Origin of the sequence: Nocardioides sp. GCM10023255 (genome assembly GCF_042653125.1) — a bacterium.
Classification (GTDB): Bacteria; Actinomycetota; Actinomycetes; order Propionibacteriales; family Nocardioidaceae; genus Nocardioides.
In genome coordinates, this window is the sequence record NZ_JBHSHU010000010.1 from 308475 (window position 1) to 324890 (window position 16416).

Sequence of the window (16416 nt, forward strand, 5' to 3'; positions counted from 1 at the left end):
TTCGCGGGCCTCATCACCGTCTCGTCCTGAGGCACCGACTCGCACCGGCGAGATCGCCGGGTTGTCGCGAGGGGGCCACGACAGCTCGAGGAGGGCCGCTCGTCGCCGCGCCAGGCGGCCACGACCTGACGACCAGGAGTCGTGACAGGACCGGGGAGACCTCCCGTGGACGCCGCCCGCGTAGCCTTCGCCTCGTGACGACCATCAACCAGCGGTCGGGCGCGACCGCGACCGCCATGCTCGGCCTCGGCGTCCACCGCCCCCAGCGCATCGTGACCAACGACGAGATCTGCGAGGTGCTGGACTCCAGCGACGAGTGGATCCAGACCCGCTCCGGCATCCGGACCAGGCGGTACGCCGCGGAGGACGAGTCGCTGCTCGACATGGCGACGATCGCGGCGGAGCGGGCGCTGAAGGCGTCCGGCGTCGCCGCGGGCGACATCGGCACGGTCATCTTCGCGACCTCGACCCACGTCCAGCACACCCCCGCCGCGGCGCCGGTGCTCGCGGACCGGCTCGGCTCGCGCGCGGCGGCGTTCGACGTGTCCGCCGGGTGCGCGGGCTTCTGCCACGCCCTGTCGGTCGGCTCCGACCTGGTCCGCGGCGGCAACGCCGGGCACGTCCTCGTGGTCGGCGCCGAGCGGTTGAGCAGGTTCATGGACCCAACGGACCGGGGCACCGCGTTCATCTTCGCCGACGGCGCCGGCGCGGTCGTGGTCGGTCCCGCCGAACGGGCCGGCATCGGCCCGGTCGCCTGGGGCTCCGACGGCTCGCAGTCCCAGGTCATCACGCAGTCGGTGCGCTGCGACGAGCTCGACCCGGACCACCCGCTGGTCGTGCAGATGCAGGGCACCCAGGTCTTCCGCTGGGCGCCGTTCGCGATGGCCGACGTCGCCTGTGAGGCCGTCGCGAGCGCCGGGCTGGACCTCTCCGACCTGGACGCGTTCATCCCGCACCAGGCGAACCTGCGGATCACCGAGACCCTGGCCCGCAACCTCCGGCTCCCCGAGGGCATCGCGGTCGCGCGCGACGTCCAGGACTCCGGCAACACCTCGGCGGCTTCGGTCCCCCTGGCCATCGAGGCGATGATCCGCAACGGCGACGCGAAGCCCGGGGACACCGCGCTGCTGATCGCCTTCGGTGCCGGGTTGAGCTACGCCGGGCAGGTCGTCACGGTCCCGCCGGTGGCCCTGGACTAGCAGCCTCGGCCTCCTCGGCACGACCGAGCAGCAGGGCTCGTTCGCTCTCGTTGCGGGTGAGGGACGCCGCCTCGCGGAAGGACGCGGCGGCCTCGGCCCGGCGTCCGGCCCGGGCGAGGAGGTCGCCGCGCACGCTGGGGAGCAGGTGCGAGCCGGAGAGCGCGTCAGCGGGGAGGTCGTCGAGCACCGCCAGGCCGGCCGCCGGGCCGGAGGAACGCCCGTGTGCGACGGCCCGGTTGACCTCCACGACCGGCCCGGGCGCGGCCCGGGCGAGCACGTCGTAGAGGCGTGCGATGGTGCGCCAGTCCGTCGCCTCGGCCGTCGCGGCGCGGGCGTGCTGCGACGCGATCGCGGCCTGCAGGTAGTACCGGCCGACCGGTCTCCCACCACGCGCGAGCAGCTCGGCACGCTCCAGCGCGGCCAGCCCGCGGCGGATCAGCAACGCGTCCCAGAGACGACGGTCCTGGTCGTCGAGCAGCACCGGCCTGCCCTGGCCGTCGACGCGGGCGGGGCCGCGGGAGGCCTGCAGCTCCAGCAGCGCCTGCAGCCCGTGGACCTCCGGCTCGTCCGGCACCAGCCGGGCCAGCATCCGGGCCAGTCGGATCGCCTCGGTGGTCAGCTCGGGGCGCATCCAGTCGTCGCCCGCGGTCGCGGTGTAGCCCTCGTTGAAGATCAGGTAGATGACGGCCATCACGTCGTCGAGCCGCGCCGCGCGCTCCTCCCCCACCGGGATCTCGAACTCGGCGCGAACGTCACTGAGGGTCTTCTTGGCCCGGGAGATCCGTTGCCCCATCGCCGTCTCGGTGGTCAGGAAGCCACGTGCGATCTCGGCGGTGGTCAGTCCCCCGACCAGGCGCAGCGTCAGCGCGGCCCGGGACTCCGGGGTGAGCCTCGGGTGGCAGGACAGGAAGACCAGGCGGAGGACGTCGTCCTCGATGAAGTCGACCTGCTCGGTGAGGTCGGGCATCGCGTCCTCCTCGCTCAGGCCGTGACCGATCTCCTCGGTCCTGCGACGCAGGCGATCGGCCCGCCGGAAGGCGTCCACGGCGCGGCGCTTGGCGGTGGTCATCAACCACGCGCCGGGGTTGTCCGGGACGCCCTGGGACGGCCACTGCTCGAGCGCGCTGACCAGGGCGTCCTGGGCCAGGTCCTCGGCGAGGTCGAGGTCCCGCGTCATCCGGGTCAGGGCGCCGACCAGCCGCGCGGACTCCGCCCGCCAGGTCGCGGTGATCGTCTCCGCCGTGATCCTCGCGGCGGTGGACGACGCAGTACTGGACTCTGGGGTGGTCCCGGCCATGCGGCCAGCCTAGGGCCGGCCGCACGGCCAGGTACGACGTACGGGCTCAGGCCTCGGCGGTCGCCGGCGGCTCGTCCGGGATCTGACGCAGGGTGGCGACCATGCGGCACTCCGGCCAGTACGTCGCGTGCAGCTCGGCGAACTCCCGCTGGTTCTCGATCGCGTCCTCCAGGCTGTCGTACTGCATCAGCGCCCACCCACCGACGACCTCCTTGGCCTCGGCGTACGGGCCGTCGACCCGCGTCGTCTCACCGTCGCGGACCACGAAGTTGACGGCGTCCTCGGTGCCGTAGAGGCCGCCCCCGTCGAGGAACGCCCCGGCTGCGGCCTGCTCGCCGATGTACTTGTCCATCGCCTCGAACAGAGCCTGCGGCGGAGCGCCCTGGCCCTCTTCCATCCTCACGAAACCCATGAACCGTGGCATTGACCTCTCCTCAAGCTCGGCGCCCACCGCTCCTCGGTGGCCGACTCACCCCAACGTCGAACGACATCCTCCGTCTTCGACATCGGTGGTCGAACCATTTTCCAGCAAGGTCTCCGGCGGTGCCGGCGGTCGAGGTGACGGCCCTGCCGCGGTCAGCGGAGCGCGGCGTCGATCGCGGCCTCGGCGTGCAGCGCCGTGGTGGGCAGCACGGGCACCGGGCTGTCGGCCGGTCCGACCAGCAGCTCGATCTCGGTGCAGCCGAGGATGATGCCGTCGGCTCCGCGGTCGCCGAGCTCACCGATGACCCTGCGGACCTCCTCACGAGACGCTTCCTCGAAGATGCCACGGCACAGCTCCTCGTAGATCACCCGGTGCACCAGCGCGCGGCTCGGCGCCTCGGGGACGACGACCTCCAGCCCGTGCGACTCCATCCGCTCCCGGTAGAACGACTGCTCCATGGTGAATCCCGTCGCCAGGAGACCGAGACGGCTGAGGCCGGCGCGCCGCGCCGCATCCGCGGTGGTGTCGATGATGTTCAGCAGGGGGACGTCGATGGCGTCCTGGATCTGTGTGGCCACCTTGTGCATGGTGTTGGTGCAGAGCAGCACGACCTCCGCGCCCGCCGCCTGCAGGTCTCTCGCCCGGTCAGCCAGCAGGCCGGCGGCCTGCTCCCAGCTCCCGGACGCCTGGAGCTCGGCGACGGGTGCGAAGTCGACCGACGTCACGACGCAGTCGGCGGAGTGCAGGCCGCCGAGTCGCTGAGCCACACCCTCGTTGAGCAGCCGGTAGTAGAGCGCCGTGCTCTCCCAGCTCATGCCGCCCAGCAGGCCGATGCGCTTCATCGACCCGGGGCCGGGTCGTGGGCTTCCACGTGCATGCGCCGGGTCCAGTGGAGTCGTCCCCGAGCCAGCCGCCTGCGGCGCTCGTCGGCGGCCGCGCTCAGGCGGCGACTGATCTCGTGACGGGCGAGCTCGGGGTGCATCGGGTTCATGGCGGTTCTCCTTCTTCGCGGTGGAGTCACCATCGTGCGCCCGCCGCACCCGTGCTCGCGCCGGTGAAATCACCGGGTTGCGCTGTGCCAGGGCCCGGACACGTGTCCGATCGCGCGAAGGGCGGCGGTGATGCCTCACCGAGGTCGGGGAGGCAGCTCCTGCAGCGCGCAGGCGTGCTCAGTGTGTGACCTTGGTCCCTGCTGATCGGGCACCGGCGATTTCTAGGCTCGGGGGGTGGAGTCGGACAACGGGCTGGTCCTCGATGCGCGCCGACCGCTCCCCCGACGCCAGCTGGACCTGCTCGTCGCCGGTGGAACGACGGTCGTCGCGGCGAGCGTGTACCTCGCGGCCCTGGCGGTCGGGGGCGTGCCGCCCCCGTCGGCGTCGGTGATCCGCTTCGCGACCGCACCGGTGTTCGCCCTCCTGGCGCTGGTGGCGCTCGAGCTGCGGCTGCGCTCAGCCACCGATGCCTGGGTCAGCTGGTTCTGCGCGGGCCTGACGGCGGCCGTGGTGGCGATGGCGCTCCAGGTGGTCTCGTTCCCGCTCGTGGACCCGTCCGGAGGGCCGTTCTCGACCAGTGGCGAGGGCAGCGCGGGTCTCTACCTGCTGTTCCACGTCTGCGTCGGCGTGGGAGCCCTGGCCGGCGTCGTGCGCCTGGGCCGGCGTCATCGGTGGGTGTTGAGTGTCGGCGGAACCTCGGTCGCGTTCCTGCTGGCGGCCGACGCCTTGCCGCTCCCGAACCTGCTGACCGCCGAGTCGCGCTACACCTCGCTGCTGCTGGCGCTCGAGTGGCTCGTGGGCGCACTGCTGCTGCTCTCGGCGTTCCTGTGGACGTGGCGGGGCGGGCGGGACGCCCCGGCCTTGCGTGGCTGGATCGCCCTGACGTTGCTGATCGCGGTCTACGAGATAGTCCTCAACGCGCTGGCCGCGCAACGGTTCACCCCCGTGTGGTGGGGCAGCCTCTCGCTCCGGGTGCTCACCTTCGCCGTGCTGGCGATCGGCGTGGTCAGCACCATGGTCCTGCAGCTGCGCGACGTCGACCGCTACAGCGAGACCGAGCTGGACCGTCGCGAGGCCCAGCTGCGCGAGGCGCTGCAGGTCTCGAGCTCCCTGATGGTCTCGGCGGAGCAGTTCTCCCGCGCTCGTACGACGGCCGAGGTGGCGGGCGGTCTGGGCGAGCAGGTGGCCGTGCTGGGCGGTCACCCGCACCACCACGTCCTGGCGTGGCAACAGCTCACCGAACCGGCCGGCCTGGTGGCCGCGACCGAGCCGCAGGTCCCGGAGCCGTGGCGGCAACAAGCCGGCCTCCTGCTCCCCCGGCTGCACCTGAACGGTGAGGGGGTCTATCTGCAGACACCCGCCGAGGTCGACGGCTGGTTGGGCGACCACCCGCGGCCGGCAGCTGACATCGGGTCGCTGGTGCTCGTCCCGCTGGGAACGTCCCAGACACCGCCCGCGCTGCTGGTCACCTGGTCCGCACAGCCGAGGCAGTTCTCGCCGGCCACCCGGCGGATGCTCGCCGGTGTCGTCAGCCAGGCCGGACAGGCCTGGGGTCGCGCCGCGGCCTACGAGGACCAGGCTCGCGCAGCGGCGACGCTGCAGGCGTCGCTGCTGCCCGCAAGGCTCCACTCTCCGCCGGGCCTGACCGTGTCCAGCCGGTACGTCGCCGGCGAGCAGGGCCTGCGCGTCGGTGGCGACTGGTTCGACTGCTTGCACATCGATGAGCACCAGGTCGCCGTCGTCGTGGGTGATGTGATGGGCAAGGGACTCCACGCAGCAGCGGTGATGGGCCAGGTCCGCACCACGTTGCGCACCCTGGCCCGGCTCGACCCGAACCCCGGTCGGGTCCTCGAGGGCCTGGATGCACTGACCCACGAGCTGGCCGAGGACGAGATCGCCACGGTGACCTTCGCCCTCGTCGACCTGCACTCGGGAGTCGTCCGGATCGCCCGTGCCGGGCACGTCCCTCCGCTGTTGGTGCCCCGGTCCGAGCCTGCGCGCTACCTGCTGTCGGGAGGATCGCCCCCCTTGGGAGTGCCGGCAGTCACTCGTCCCCAGGCTCAGCTGCAGCTGTCCCCCGGCGACGTCATGGTGCTCTACACCGACGGACTGGTGGAGGACCGCGTGCACGGACTGGACCTCGGCATGGGTGAGCTGATGCGTACCGCCGAGCGCCTGCGCCCTCGGTACCCCATCGAGCTGGAGCTCTGCACCGATCTCCTGCTGTCGTGGTCGGGCCAGGAGGTCCGGGGCGACGACGTGGCGCTGATGGTGGTCCGCTTCGACGGTCAACGGGCTCGGCAGGACGGGACGGACGGCACGCTGGTCCGAGGCCGTGTCCCGGACGTTCCCGTCGTCGACGACGGAGACGGCTTGAACCGTCCGAGGCCCAGAGAGCCCCAGGATGACCAGGTCCGGCCGGGGCCGCCCCCGACAGCCGGACCGCAGCCGGCGGTCGGGCCCTCGCTACGGGCCTGAGCCGGCGACCTCCTGGACGGTCCGCGAGAGCAGGCAGAACTCGTTGCCCTCGGGGTCGGCGAGGACCACCCAGGTGGCGTCGGCTCGCTGCCCGACGTCCACACGCCGCGCCCCCAGGCCGAGGAGGCGGTCCAGCTCGGCGGCGGTCGACGAGCCGTCGGCGCGCAGGTCGAGGTGGAGGCGGTTCTTGACCATCTTCCCCTCCGGCACCGGGGCCACGTCGATGGTCGGCCGGCCTCCGTCCTCCGGCGCGATGGTGAGCACGCCCTCGTCCTCCTCGAGCACCCGCCAGCCGAGGACGTCGCACCAGAAGCCGGCGACCAGGCGTGGGCGGACGGCGTCGATCGTGATGGCGGCGATCCGGCTGGGCATGGCGTCGATCCTGCCCGGTTCGGGCCGGCCGCACGACTCAGTGGCGTCGGGCCTGCAGCAGCGCGCCGAGGAGGATGCCGACGCCACCGGCCACCATGACGACCGCGATCGTCGTCGGGTAGTCGCGCAGCGCCCCCAGCAGGACGAGGCCGGCGCCGGGCACAGCGGTGATCGCCACCCCGGGCCCGGTGGGCAGGGAGCTGCGCAGCCACATCACGCCCATGAGCGAGATCGTGGCCAGCACCGACACCCAGTAGCCCGCCCACATGCCCACGACATCGGTCGGGAACAGGGCCCAGGAGCCGACCAGGGCCCCCACGGCGCTGAGCACCGTGATCAGCCAGCCGAAGTCGCGGCTCTGCTCCAAGGGTGCGGGTCGCTCCGCCGTCGTCAGCTGCGGAGTGGCGACGGTCGTGTCGCGGCGTCGTTCCGGTGTAGCCATGGCTCCCTCCACCCTGCGGGGCACCGGCGGTTCCAGTGCCTGGGGGTACACGTGCCATTTTCCACCACCACCGGTGACGCGGCAGCACAGGGTGCGCGGCTCGGTGGCGACCGGCGCCCGGCCCGCACGTCGTTGACCGCGGGCATGACATGCCCTACGTTCACATTGCTGATTGTTGACAATCACTCGAGGAGTGACGATGACAGGTGACGAGCACACCCTCCCCGCGGCCGAGAGCCGGCGGGTACGCCGCATGCACATGCCCGGCCGGAGCAAGATCCTCGGGGCCACCGTGCGGGAGGCAGACCTCGCCCTCCATCTGGACGGTGGTGGCAAGGGGCTGCTCGACACGACCCACTTCGACACGGTGCGCTTTCCTCCCCCGGCGTGGGCCACCGACGTCATGCAGTCAGCGATGGAGGACGGCGTGAACGCCTACACCCCCTACCGGGGCAACCCGTCCGTGCTCGAGGTCACCGCGGACTCCGTCTCGCGGTTGCTGGGGGTGACCGTCGACGAGCAGAACCTCCTGCTCACCCCGGGCACCCAGGGCGGCATCTTCACCATGCTGTCCGCGCTGGTCGACGAGGGCGACCTGGTCATGCTCGCAGATCCGGAGTACCTCTTCGTCGAGCGCATGCTCGCCTTCCTGGGCGCCCGGGTGGAGCGGATCCCGGTGCTGCACGACCGGGACGAGGCGACCCTCGACTTCGACGCGATCGAGCGGCTGCTGCCGCAGCGCCCCCGGCTGCTGCTGTTCTCCCACCCGAGCAACCCCACGGGTGCGGTGTACGGCGACGACGTGATCGCCCGCGTCGCCGAGCTGTCGCAGGGCGCGGGGTTCCGCGTCCTCGTCGACGAGCTCTACTCGCGTCTCGTCTACGGCGACCGCCCGTTCCGCCACCTCGCCGCCGAGCCCGGGATGGCCGACCGGTGCATCACCATGCTCGGCCCGTCGAAGACCGAGTCGCTCAGCGGGTTCCGGCTCGGGGTGGTGGTCGCCCCCGCCGACGTGGTGGCGGCCGGCGAGCAGACGCTCGCCATCACGGCGCTGCGCGCGCCGGCGTACGCCCAGCACCTGCTGACCCGCTGGCTGCGCGACGACCAGGACTTCCTCGCCGAGCGGGTCAAGGCCCTGCAGGCGCTGCGCGACATGACCGCGGACCGTTTGTGCGAGGTGCCGGGGCTGCACCTCCGCGTCCACGACGGCACTGCGTACCTGTTCCCGGACGTCTCCGCGCTCGGGAGGAACGACCGGGAGATCGCCGGCGCCCTGCGCCGGGAGGCCGGCGTCATCGTGTCGCCCGGCTACCAGTTCGGCGAGCGCGGCACGGGGCACTTCCGGGTCTGCTACGCCCGTGACGAGGACGAGTGGGCCGCGGCCCTCGACCGGATGGTCGCCTGCCTCCAGAGGCTGGCGTCGTGAGCGACCACGACCGGCGGGCGGTCCACACGGACGCCGCACCCCCGCCGGCCGGCCCGTACAGCCAGGCGATCACGGCCGGTGGCCTCGTCTTCCTGGCCGGGCAGACGCCTCGCACACCCGCCGGCGAGCGGCTCCTGGACCGCCCGCTGGCGGACCAGGTACGACGCACCATGGAGAACCTCCGGGCGGTGGCCGAGGCCGCGAGGTGTTCGCTGCACGACGCCGTCAAGGTCAACGTCTTCGTCCGTCCGGGCGTGGACATGGCGGTCGTCAACGCCATCTACGCCGAGTACTTCTCCGACCCGTTGCCGGCGCGCACCACCACGGTCTCGGACCTGGCGGTCGGCGCGATCGAGGTCGACGCGATCCTGGTCCCTGCGGCCACGAGCTAGCCGCTCCCCCGGCCTGCACCCTGCTCGCTGCCGGGGGACGCAGGGCGCGCCCCGCCCGTCAGCTCACGGTGCGGGGGTGCGCAGGTAGTGGCCGTAGAGCGCCTCCGCGATGGCCGCGCGGTCCCCGCTCCGGATCACCTCGGCCAGCTGTCGGTGGCGCCCGGCCGCCTCCGGGAGCCCGATGTGCTGGTCCTCCATCGACGAGCGCATGACGGCGCCCATCTGCCCGTCGAGCGTGGACCACAGCCCGGCGAGCCGCTGCTTGTGGGAAGCCTGGACGATGCAGCCGTGGAAGTGGGTGTCCAGGTCGACGATCGCCACCATGTCGCCGCTGGCGGCTGCCTCCTCCATCGACTCGGTCACCCGACACAGCTCGTCGGCGAGCGCGGTGAGCTGCTCGGTCGGGATGGCGCGCATGGCGCCCTCCTCCAGGACGTAGCGGGCGTAGCAGGCATCGTCGATGTCGGCGTACGACATGCGGGTCACCACGCTGTGACGGCGAGGCGCGATGTCCACGAGACCCTCGGTGGCGAGCTGGCGCAGCGCCACCCGGACCGTGCCCCGGCTGACGCCCAGCTCCTCGGCGAGGTTCGCCTCGACCAGACGCGTCCCGGCGCCGAGCTCGTTGTTCAGGATCCGGCGGCGCAGGGTCTGGTGGACCGAGTCGGGCAGCGAGAGGTGCACCAGGCCCGGTGCGCCACCGTCCACGGGGTTGCTCGTCACGGGTTCAACCCTAGGAGATCCGGCGTCACCCCGGTGTGATCCACGGCGTCGACCCGCAGGTCGAAGGCGTCGCGGGGTCCGCACAGCATCGGCATCAGCCCGGGTCCGTGCCCCGGCAGCGGGCTGCCGCCGTGCACGACGACGCCCACGGTGACCCATCCCCGGCGATAGCCGATGTTGTGCCGGACGTCGAGGTCCTCCACCGCGACGAGGTCGCCGAGCAGGAGCCGCGGCGTCCACGTCGCGAGGCTCTCGGCGGTGAGAGTCAGGTCCACGTCCCACATGTCCGCCGGACGACCGATGCCGTTGCCCACCACCTGCGAGGGCAGGCAGGTACGCACGCCAAGGCTCACGCGGTCGCCGACGCCCACACCCAGCCGCGACAGGATCCCCGCGTCGGTGTTGAGCAGCTGCACGCCCGCGGCCTGCAGGTCCGGCGGCTGCGCGCCCTGCCCCATTCCCCGCACCATGACCGCGTCTCCCGGCGCGAGCCTCGCGAGCACGTCGTCGCCGAACACCACGACCACCCGGCCCGCCTCGCCACGCTTGCCGAGCACGCGGCCGACGGCACCGGCCGCGGCGCCGTCGCGGACGACGGCCTCGTTGCCCAGGCACGAGAAGGCGGTCAGGCCGTGGCGTGCCGCCGGGTCCGGGTGCACCAGGGTGACGCCCGGGGCGGCGTGGTCGGCGTCGTGGGCGAACACGCTGTCCCCCAGCCGGACGCCGAGCACGACACCGCAGTCGCCGACCGGGACGTACGGCGCTCCGTCGACGTCGATCAGGTAGGGGTGGTCGCCCATCTCGGGCGTCTCGACGTACCCGAGCAGGTTGACGCCGACGGGGGTCAGCACGGTGGTCACGTGGTCAGCTCCTCTGCGCTGAAGTACGTCTTCAGGTTGGCGTCCGTGTCGGTGACGATGTCGAAAGCCTCGGCCGGGCCGCTCAGGAGGGACGAGGGCCCCGGTCCGTGACCGAACAGCCGGCAGTGCCCGGTGCTGATGACCCCGATGGTGACGAACCCGGGGCGGAACCCGCGGCCGAAGCGGTGGTCCTGGTCCTCGAGGACGACGACGTCTCCGATGCGCAGGCCCTCGAGACCGAGCGAGAGGTCCTCCCCCTGGCCGGCATAGGCGCCCATGAGGTCGGTGTTGGCGAACTCCGACACCATGCCGGCGCCTGCCCCGACCGCGCTGGCCGGCACCCGCGCGGCCACGGGCACCCGCAACCGGCCGTCGGGGAGGGTCTCCCAGCCCGTCGAGTCCACGAGGTCGGGGTCGAGGTTCTTGACGACCACGTCCGGGTGGTCGAGGAGCTTCAGCCCCTGGCCCCGGGCCGTGACCAGCACCTGGTCACCGGTGCAGACGTCCTTCATCTCGCCGCCGGGCATGTCCACCAGCACGTAGGCGTGCTGGCCGATGACGCGGCCGACGGCACCGGCCGCGGGGCCGGACCGGACCGTGACGACGTTCCCGACGCACGCCAGGAACTGCAGCGCCATGTTCGCGCGTGCGTCCCGGTGCCGCACGGAGAGCCCCGGCTCGAGGTGGTCGCTGGCGTAGCCGGTCGCCGGGTCCCCGCAGTGGACGCCCAAGGTCACTCCGCCCATGCCGGGCAGCAGGAACGGGGTGCCGTCGGCGTCGACCCGGTGCCCGTGCCGGTCCGCCAGGGGCGGCCAGACCTCACCGGCGAGGGTCTGGGTGACCAGTCGGTCACGGTTTGTTCGCAGGCTCACGCTGCTCCTCACTGCCTAGGGTCGGTTTCCGAACCGGAACCCGTGGCCACGGATGGCGGGTGCGCTCACGCACCCGTTCCACACGTTCATCACGGGCTGGGACCGCACGGTGTCGGCGACCCCGTCGACGGTCTCGAGGAAGCCCAGCACCGACTGGGTGAAGCGTCCGGTGTCGACGGGTCTGGTCAGCCGGCCGTCCTCGATCAGGAAGCAGGCGTCGCGGCTGACGCCGGTGATGGTGCTCGCGGACCGGTCGACGAGGCGGGTGTACCAGAACCGTTCGACGTAGATCCCGCGCTCGACGCCGGCCACCAGCTCGGCCTCCGTCCGGTCGCCGGGACGCATGACGACGTTGGCCGGCACCGGTGCCGGCACCTCCTCGCGCGCGATGTGCGCGTGACCTGTGGAGGGCCGGCCCAGGGCACTGGCGGTGGCCAGGTCCGTGACCGGCGACCCGACGACGCCGCGCGTGAGGAGCGGCACCACCTGCTTCACGGTGCCCTCGAAGTCGAAGGGCATCGGCAGCCCGACGTCGGCCCGGGCGTCGTCGGCGACGGTGACGAGCTCGGACGCACGGCGCGCGCCGGGCTCTCGCGCACAGACGCCGACGCCGGCGGCGGCCAGCGATCCGGTGAAACCGAAGTCACCGAGGAACCCGACCAGCTCCCCCGCCGCCTCCGGTCCCAGCACCACGGTGAACTCGCCGTCGGGCATCGGGACGCGGCCCCGGCCTGCCACGGCGCGCTGCACCGCGGAGTCGATGTTCGCGCCGGTGGCCAGGGCGTCGGACGAGCGGTGCAGGTCGATCCAGTGCGCCGTGCCGTCGCCGACGGTCACGGTCAGGGCTCCGCTGGCCTCGGTGGCCAGGGCGTGCTGCCGCACACCGGCGCTGTTGCCGACCGCGATCTGGGTGACCGCTCGGCCGAACATGCCGGTGCTCCGACCGCCCGCGGACCCCGCGGCCCGCATGGCCCGGCCGGCGAGCTCGACCCGGGAGGGCGCGTCGAACGCGGCCGTGTCCTCGTGCCAGAGAGGCAGGTCGGGCACGTCCTCCGGCCGGGCGAGCAACGTGTGCCCGGCACCGGAGGCGGCCTTGGCGCGCTGCGCCGCCAGCCCCGCAGCGAGGACTGCGGTCTCGCCGATGCGCGCCAGGCTGCTGGTGGCCGCCCGCGCCGCGTGCCCGTCGACGACGGCCTTGATGCTGACCGTCAGCTCGGTGATGTCCTGCGGCTGGTGGATGCGGTCGCCGGCGAAGCGGGTGTACTCCGCGGTGCGGCCCAGCAGCGTGACCTCGACGGCGTCCGCCGGGCAGCTCCGGAGCGCGGTCTCGACCGTCTCCAAGGCCTGGTCGGCGGTCAGGGGCGACACGAAGGTCTTGTCGTCACGCATCTCAGGCCACCCCGATCCGCAGGTCGCGCACGAGCATCGGGGCGGCCGCATGGCTGAGGAACCCCCACTGCTTGGGCTCTCCCTTGCCGCAGGGGTACCCGAAGATCCGGAGCTCCTCGGGTCCGGCGACGGCCTCGACCGAGCCCCAGAACTCGGGGGTGATGCCGCCGTACGAGAAGTTCTTGAGCAGCCGCCCACGGCGGCCGTTGCGCACCTCGTAGGCGACCTCCGTGCCGAACTGGAAGTTCCAGCGGCGGTTGTCGATGGACCAGCTGCGGTTGTCGTCGATGAAGAAGCCGTCACCCATCCGCTCGAGGAGCTCGTCGGTGGTCCCCTCGCCGGGTTCGAGGTAGACGTGCGTGGCGAAGCACACCGGGAGGTAGGCCCAGCCGTCGGACCGTGCGGCGCCGGTGAGCTGCTGGCCGCTGCGCGCGGCCGCGTCGCGGTTCGACAGCGTGGCGCGCACGATGCCCTCCTCCACCAGCCGCACGCGCTGCGCGGGCGTGCCCTCGTCGTCGAAGGCGAAGCTGCCGCGCGTCCCGGGGATGGTGGGGTCGGAGGTGATGGTCACGGCGGGCGAGCCGTACTGCAGCTTGCCGATGTCGCCGGGCTGGATGAACGAGGTCCCGGCGAAGTTGGCCTCGTCACCGAGGATCCGGTCGAGCTCCAGCGCGTGCCCGGAGGACTCGTGGATCTGGAGCGACACCTGCTGGGCGCCGATCACCACGTCGGCGGTCCCCGACGGGGCGATGGGCGCGGTGAGCAGCTCCACCGCCTCCTCGCCGACGCGCGTCGCGTGGTCGGCCAGCCGGAGCGTGGCGAGGTACTCCCAGCCGGCGGCCGCGGTGTTGCCGTGGAAGGAGTTGGGGTAGCTGCGTCGCTGCACGTCGTGCTCGTCGGCCGCGTTGACCATCAGGCCGGCGCCGGTCTCGATGAAGTGCTGGTGCTGCCTGGACCCCTCGGTGCTGGCGAAGTGCCGGTGCTGCCGCTTGGCGTTGATGACCGCCTGCCCGGACACGACCTCGGCGGGCCTGCCCGCGTTGGCCAGCATCGTCTCGAGCAGCTCCTGCCGCTCGTGCGCCGGGACCGCGAACGGGTCCTGCTCGACCAGCGTCTCGTACCGGCCGCTGAGGCCTTGGCGCGCCGGCAGCGAGACCGGTGCCGTGGTGCCCACCGAGGCCCGGGCCGTCGCCACGGCCTGGCGCGCCGCGGTGCCCGGGTCGCCGGTCGCGAGCAGCGGCCGGGCGGCGAAGCCCCAGCAGCCGTCCACCAGCGCCCGGACACCGATGCCGAGGTTGTGCTCGACCCGTTCGTCGGCGTCAGCGCCGAGCTGGGCGTAGAGCCGCATCTCCTCGCACTCGATCAGCCGTACGTCGGCGTACTGGACGTCGCTGCCCATCTCGGCCAGCGCCTCCTCCATCAGGGCCGCGGCGTGGGTGTCCGCCGCCATGGAGCCCCAGGCGTGGGCCGTCACCGAGCCGCACCGTCGAGGGGGAAGTCCACCCAGGCCCGGTCCGCGAAGGACTTCTCGAACGCGTTGATGGTCTGCTGGACCAGCGCGCCCTGCCCGAAGTCCCCCTGGTTGGTGTCGGAGCCGGAGAGGATCTCGGTGGCGAAGTCCGAGCAGAGCTTGGAGTAGAACAGGAAGTCCCAGTCCTCGCGGGACGTCCCGCCCTCGGGGAAGAACTCGTCCGGGATCTCGCGCTCGACGAACTCGACGTTGTCCTTGGTCGCCGTCCTGATCGTCTGGCAGATGCCGAACTCCTCGACCAGCCTCACGATGATGGCCCCCTCGGACCCGAAGATGCGGGCCTCGATGCCAGGGAAGTTCCCGACGGTCACGTAGGAGGACTGGATCGAGGCGATCACGTCGTTGTCGAACTCGCACACCCACATGTCACCGTCGTCGATGTTGAGGCGCTGCAGGTCGCCGGTGCTGGCGACGACGCGCTTCGGCACGAAGTTGCGCATGGTGCCGACGACGGACGTCAGCTCGCCACCGACCCAGTCGTGCATGATGTCGATGATCGGCGCGCCGTACCCCTCGATCGAGGACGTGGCGATCCGGTCGGGGTCCGCGTCGGGGTCGACCTGCCGCATGGGCGTCTGCGGGTCGATCCACTGGCTGTTCTGCTCGTAGCCGTTGAAGATGTACGGCGTCCCCACGAAGCCCGCGTCGATGAGGTGTCGTGCGTACTGCACGGCGGGCGCGTAGCGGAAGGTGAAGCCCAGCTTGGTCTTCAGCCCGCGCTCGCGGGCCAGGTCGGACAGGCGCTGGGTCTCGTGGAAGTCGTGGTGGACCGGCTTCTCGCACAGCACGTGCTTGCCCGCCTCCAGCGCCGCCTCGGAGATCTCGAAGTGGGCGTGGTTGGCGGTCGCGACGTCGATCACGTCGATGGACTCGTCCGCCAGCAGGTCGCGGTAGTCGGCGACGAGCCGGTCCACACCGAACTGCTTCCCCGCCTCCGCCAGGATCCCGGGGTCGGTGTCGCTGAGCGCGACCACCTCGACCCGGGGATCACGCTGCCAGCCGGGGATGTGCGCGCGCTGGGCCCAGCGGCCTGCGCCGACCACGGCCACACGGAGCTTGTCGTTCGTCATTGATTTTCCTTTCGGGGGGATCAGAGCCGGACTCGCGGGTCGATGGCCGCGTAGGCGAGGTCGACGACGAGGTTCATGAGGACGATGAAGAAGGCGGCGAAGAGGACGGCGCCGGTGATCATGGGGATGTCGAGGGAGCCGATGGCGTCGAAGGTGAGCTTGCCGACGCCGGGCAGCCCGAAGACCGTCTCGATGACGACGACGCCGCCGAGGAAGTAGCCCAGGTCCATGCCGAGGAGGGTCAGCAACGGCGTCAGGACGTTGCGCAGGGCGTGGCGCCGGATGATGGTCGACTCGGGCATGCCCTTGGCGCGTGCCATCTGGATGTACGGCGAGCGCAGCACCTCGAGCATGGTGGTCCGCGTGAGCCGCGCGTACCACGCGGCACCGCCGACGCCGAGGGCGAACGTGGGCAGGATCAGGTAGTCGATCGCCGGCGTCCCCCATCCGCTGAGAGGGAACAGGTTGCCCTTGAACGCCAGGTAGTAGAGCAGCAGCAGGCCGAGCCAGAACGGCGGCGCGGACAGTCCGAGCAGCGCCCCGAGCGTGGTCACCCGGTCCAGGACGCCGCGGGGGCGCAGCGCGGCGATGATGCCGATCGGCACCCCGAGCAGCACCTCCCAGAGGACGGCGCCCAGGGCGACCATCGCGCTCACCGGGAGCGCGGCCACGAGCTGGTCGGCCACCGGGGTGTCCTGCAGGGCGAAGCTGGTGCCCAGGTCGCCGTGGAGCAGGGCGCGGAGGTAGTCGACGTACTGCTGGAGCAGTGGCTCGTCCAGGCCGAGCTGGCGGTGGATGGAGGCGACCGTCTCCGGTGAGGCGTTCGCGCCGGCGATGAGCCGGGCCGGGTCACCGGGGACCACGTGCGTCATGAAGAACGCCAGGGTGATGACGCCCAGCAGCACCAGCAGCGTCTGCGGGATCCGGCGGAGCAGGTAGCGGCCCATCG

Annotated in this window: 16 protein-coding genes; 4 read left to right on the top strand and 12 right to left on the bottom strand. The window is 72.1% G+C overall.

Annotated features, from left to right (window positions below):
* Positions 1-194 precede the first annotated feature (194 nt).
* Positions 195-1199 carry a beta-ketoacyl-ACP synthase III gene (locus ACFO9I_RS18065; protein WP_379183360.1) on the top strand — a complete coding sequence of 335 codons (1005 nt, stop codon included), beginning with the start codon at positions 195-197 and terminating at the stop codon, positions 1197-1199.
* Here ACFO9I_RS18065 and ACFO9I_RS18070 read toward each other — a convergent pair.
* The 3 genes from ACFO9I_RS18070 to ACFO9I_RS18080 all read right to left on the bottom strand — a co-directional run bounded on the left by ACFO9I_RS18070 (position 1171) and on the right by ACFO9I_RS18080 (position 3762).
* Complete coding sequence (locus tag ACFO9I_RS18070; protein ID WP_379183362.1) at positions 1171-2496, bottom strand: RNA polymerase sigma factor; 1326 nt, start codon at positions 2494-2496, stop codon at positions 1171-1173. The two genes, ACFO9I_RS18065 and ACFO9I_RS18070, sit on opposite strands and share 29 nt — an antisense overlap.
* A 46-nt stretch (positions 2497-2542) precedes the next feature.
* A complete protein-coding gene (locus tag ACFO9I_RS18075; protein WP_379183667.1) occupies positions 2543-2893 on the bottom strand; it encodes a YciI family protein in 351 nt (116 codons plus the stop codon).
* A 179-nt stretch (positions 2894-3072) separates the two neighbouring features.
* The gene (locus tag ACFO9I_RS18080) at positions 3073-3762 is read right to left on the bottom strand and encodes an aspartate/glutamate racemase family protein (RefSeq protein WP_379183364.1); all 690 of its coding nucleotides are present in this window, start codon (positions 3760-3762) and stop codon (positions 3073-3075) included.
* A 384-nt stretch (positions 3763-4146) separates the two neighbouring features.
* On the opposite strand from ACFO9I_RS18080, the gene ACFO9I_RS18085 reads away from it, so the two are divergent.
* A complete protein-coding gene (locus ACFO9I_RS18085) occupies positions 4147-6390 on the top strand; it encodes a PP2C family protein-serine/threonine phosphatase (protein WP_379183366.1) in 2244 nt (747 codons plus the stop codon).
* Here ACFO9I_RS18085 and ACFO9I_RS18090 read toward each other — a convergent pair.
* Entirely contained in the window at positions 6379-6762 is a 384-nt protein-coding gene (locus ACFO9I_RS18090; protein ID WP_379183368.1) for a VOC family protein, read from the bottom strand. The genes ACFO9I_RS18085 and ACFO9I_RS18090 overlap by 12 nt on opposite strands.
* A gap of 37 nt (positions 6763-6799) precedes the next feature.
* Complete coding sequence (locus tag ACFO9I_RS18095; protein WP_379183370.1) at positions 6800-7204, bottom strand: hypothetical protein; 405 nt, start codon at positions 7202-7204, stop codon at positions 6800-6802.
* 199 nt (positions 7205-7403) lie between these two features.
* Between ACFO9I_RS18095 and ACFO9I_RS18100 the strand changes: the two genes are divergently transcribed.
* A complete protein-coding gene (locus tag ACFO9I_RS18100) occupies positions 7404-8630 on the top strand; it encodes a pyridoxal phosphate-dependent aminotransferase (RefSeq protein ID WP_379183372.1) in 1227 nt (408 codons plus the stop codon).
* Positions 8627-9022, top strand: coding sequence for a Rid family hydrolase (locus tag ACFO9I_RS18105; protein WP_379183374.1), 396 nt, complete (start codon positions 8627-8629; stop codon positions 9020-9022). The genes ACFO9I_RS18100 and ACFO9I_RS18105 overlap by 4 nt, the downstream gene beginning before the upstream one ends.
* Positions 9023-9085: 63 nt before the next feature.
* On the opposite strand, the gene ACFO9I_RS18110 is transcribed toward ACFO9I_RS18105, so the two are convergent.
* The 7 genes from ACFO9I_RS18110 to ACFO9I_RS18140 are packed head-to-tail and all read right to left on the bottom strand — an operon-like array spanning position 9086 to position 16414.
* A complete protein-coding gene (locus ACFO9I_RS18110; protein ID WP_379183376.1) occupies positions 9086-9745 on the bottom strand; it encodes a GntR family transcriptional regulator in 660 nt (219 codons plus the stop codon).
* Complete coding sequence (locus tag ACFO9I_RS18115) at positions 9742-10605, bottom strand: DUF4438 domain-containing protein (RefSeq protein ID WP_379183378.1); 864 nt, start codon at positions 10603-10605, stop codon at positions 9742-9744. The genes ACFO9I_RS18110 and ACFO9I_RS18115 overlap by 4 nt, the downstream gene beginning before the upstream one ends.
* The gene (locus ACFO9I_RS18120; protein ID WP_379183380.1) at positions 10602-11477 is read right to left on the bottom strand and encodes a DUF4438 domain-containing protein; all 876 of its coding nucleotides are present in this window, start codon (positions 11475-11477) and stop codon (positions 10602-10604) included. Before ACFO9I_RS18120 ends, ACFO9I_RS18115 begins: the two co-directional genes overlap by 4 nt.
* A 15-nt stretch (positions 11478-11492) precedes the next feature.
* Positions 11493-12866 (bottom strand): TldD/PmbA family protein, encoded by a 1374-nt coding sequence (locus tag ACFO9I_RS18125; protein WP_379183382.1) that lies wholly within the window; start codon positions 12864-12866, stop codon positions 11493-11495.
* 1 nt (position 12867) lies between these two features.
* Positions 12868-14340: a TldD/PmbA family protein gene (locus tag ACFO9I_RS18130; RefSeq protein ID WP_379183384.1), complete on the bottom strand. Its 1473-nt coding sequence runs from the start codon at positions 14338-14340 to the stop codon at positions 12868-12870.
* Positions 14337-15467, bottom strand: coding sequence for a Gfo/Idh/MocA family protein (locus ACFO9I_RS18135; RefSeq protein WP_379183385.1), 1131 nt, complete (start codon positions 15465-15467; stop codon positions 14337-14339). The genes ACFO9I_RS18130 and ACFO9I_RS18135 overlap by 4 nt, the downstream gene beginning before the upstream one ends.
* Positions 15468-15487: 20 nt before the next feature.
* Positions 15488-16414 carry an ABC transporter permease gene (locus tag ACFO9I_RS18140; RefSeq protein ID WP_379183387.1) on the bottom strand — a complete coding sequence of 309 codons (927 nt, stop codon included), beginning with the start codon at positions 16412-16414 and terminating at the stop codon, positions 15488-15490.
* Positions 16415-16416: the final 2 nt, after the last annotated feature.

What these genes read in the sequence shown, in the direction of transcription:
- ACFO9I_RS18135 (WP_379183385.1), bottom strand. Translation starts at nt 15,467, where the DNA reads ATGACGAACGACAAGCTCCGTGTGGCCGTGGTCGGCGCAGGCCGCTGG.
- ACFO9I_RS18140 (WP_379183387.1), bottom strand. Translation starts at nt 16,414, where the DNA reads ATGGGCCGCTACCTGCTCCGCCGGATCCCGCAGACGCTGCTGGTGCTG.
- ACFO9I_RS18090 (WP_379183368.1), bottom strand. Translation starts at nt 6,762, where the DNA reads ATGCCCAGCCGGATCGCCGCCATCACGATCGACGCCGTCCGCCCACGC.
- ACFO9I_RS18095 (WP_379183370.1), bottom strand. Translation starts at nt 7,204, where the DNA reads ATGGCTACACCGGAACGACGCCGCGACACGACCGTCGCCACTCCGCAG.
- ACFO9I_RS18075 (WP_379183667.1), bottom strand. Translation starts at nt 2,893, where the DNA reads ATGGAAGAGGGCCAGGGCGCTCCGCCGCAGGCTCTGTTCGAGGCGATG.
- ACFO9I_RS18080 (WP_379183364.1), bottom strand. Translation starts at nt 3,762, where the DNA reads ATGAAGCGCATCGGCCTGCTGGGCGGCATGAGCTGGGAGAGCACGGCG.
- ACFO9I_RS18070 (WP_379183362.1), bottom strand. Translation starts at nt 2,496, where the DNA reads ATGGCCGGGACCACCCCAGAGTCCAGTACTGCGTCGTCCACCGCCGCG.
- ACFO9I_RS18125 (WP_379183382.1), bottom strand. Translation starts at nt 12,866, where the DNA reads ATGCGTGACGACAAGACCTTCGTGTCGCCCCTGACCGCCGACCAGGCC.
- ACFO9I_RS18100 (WP_379183372.1), top strand. Translation starts at nt 7,404, where the DNA reads ATGACAGGTGACGAGCACACCCTCCCCGCGGCCGAGAGCCGGCGGGTA.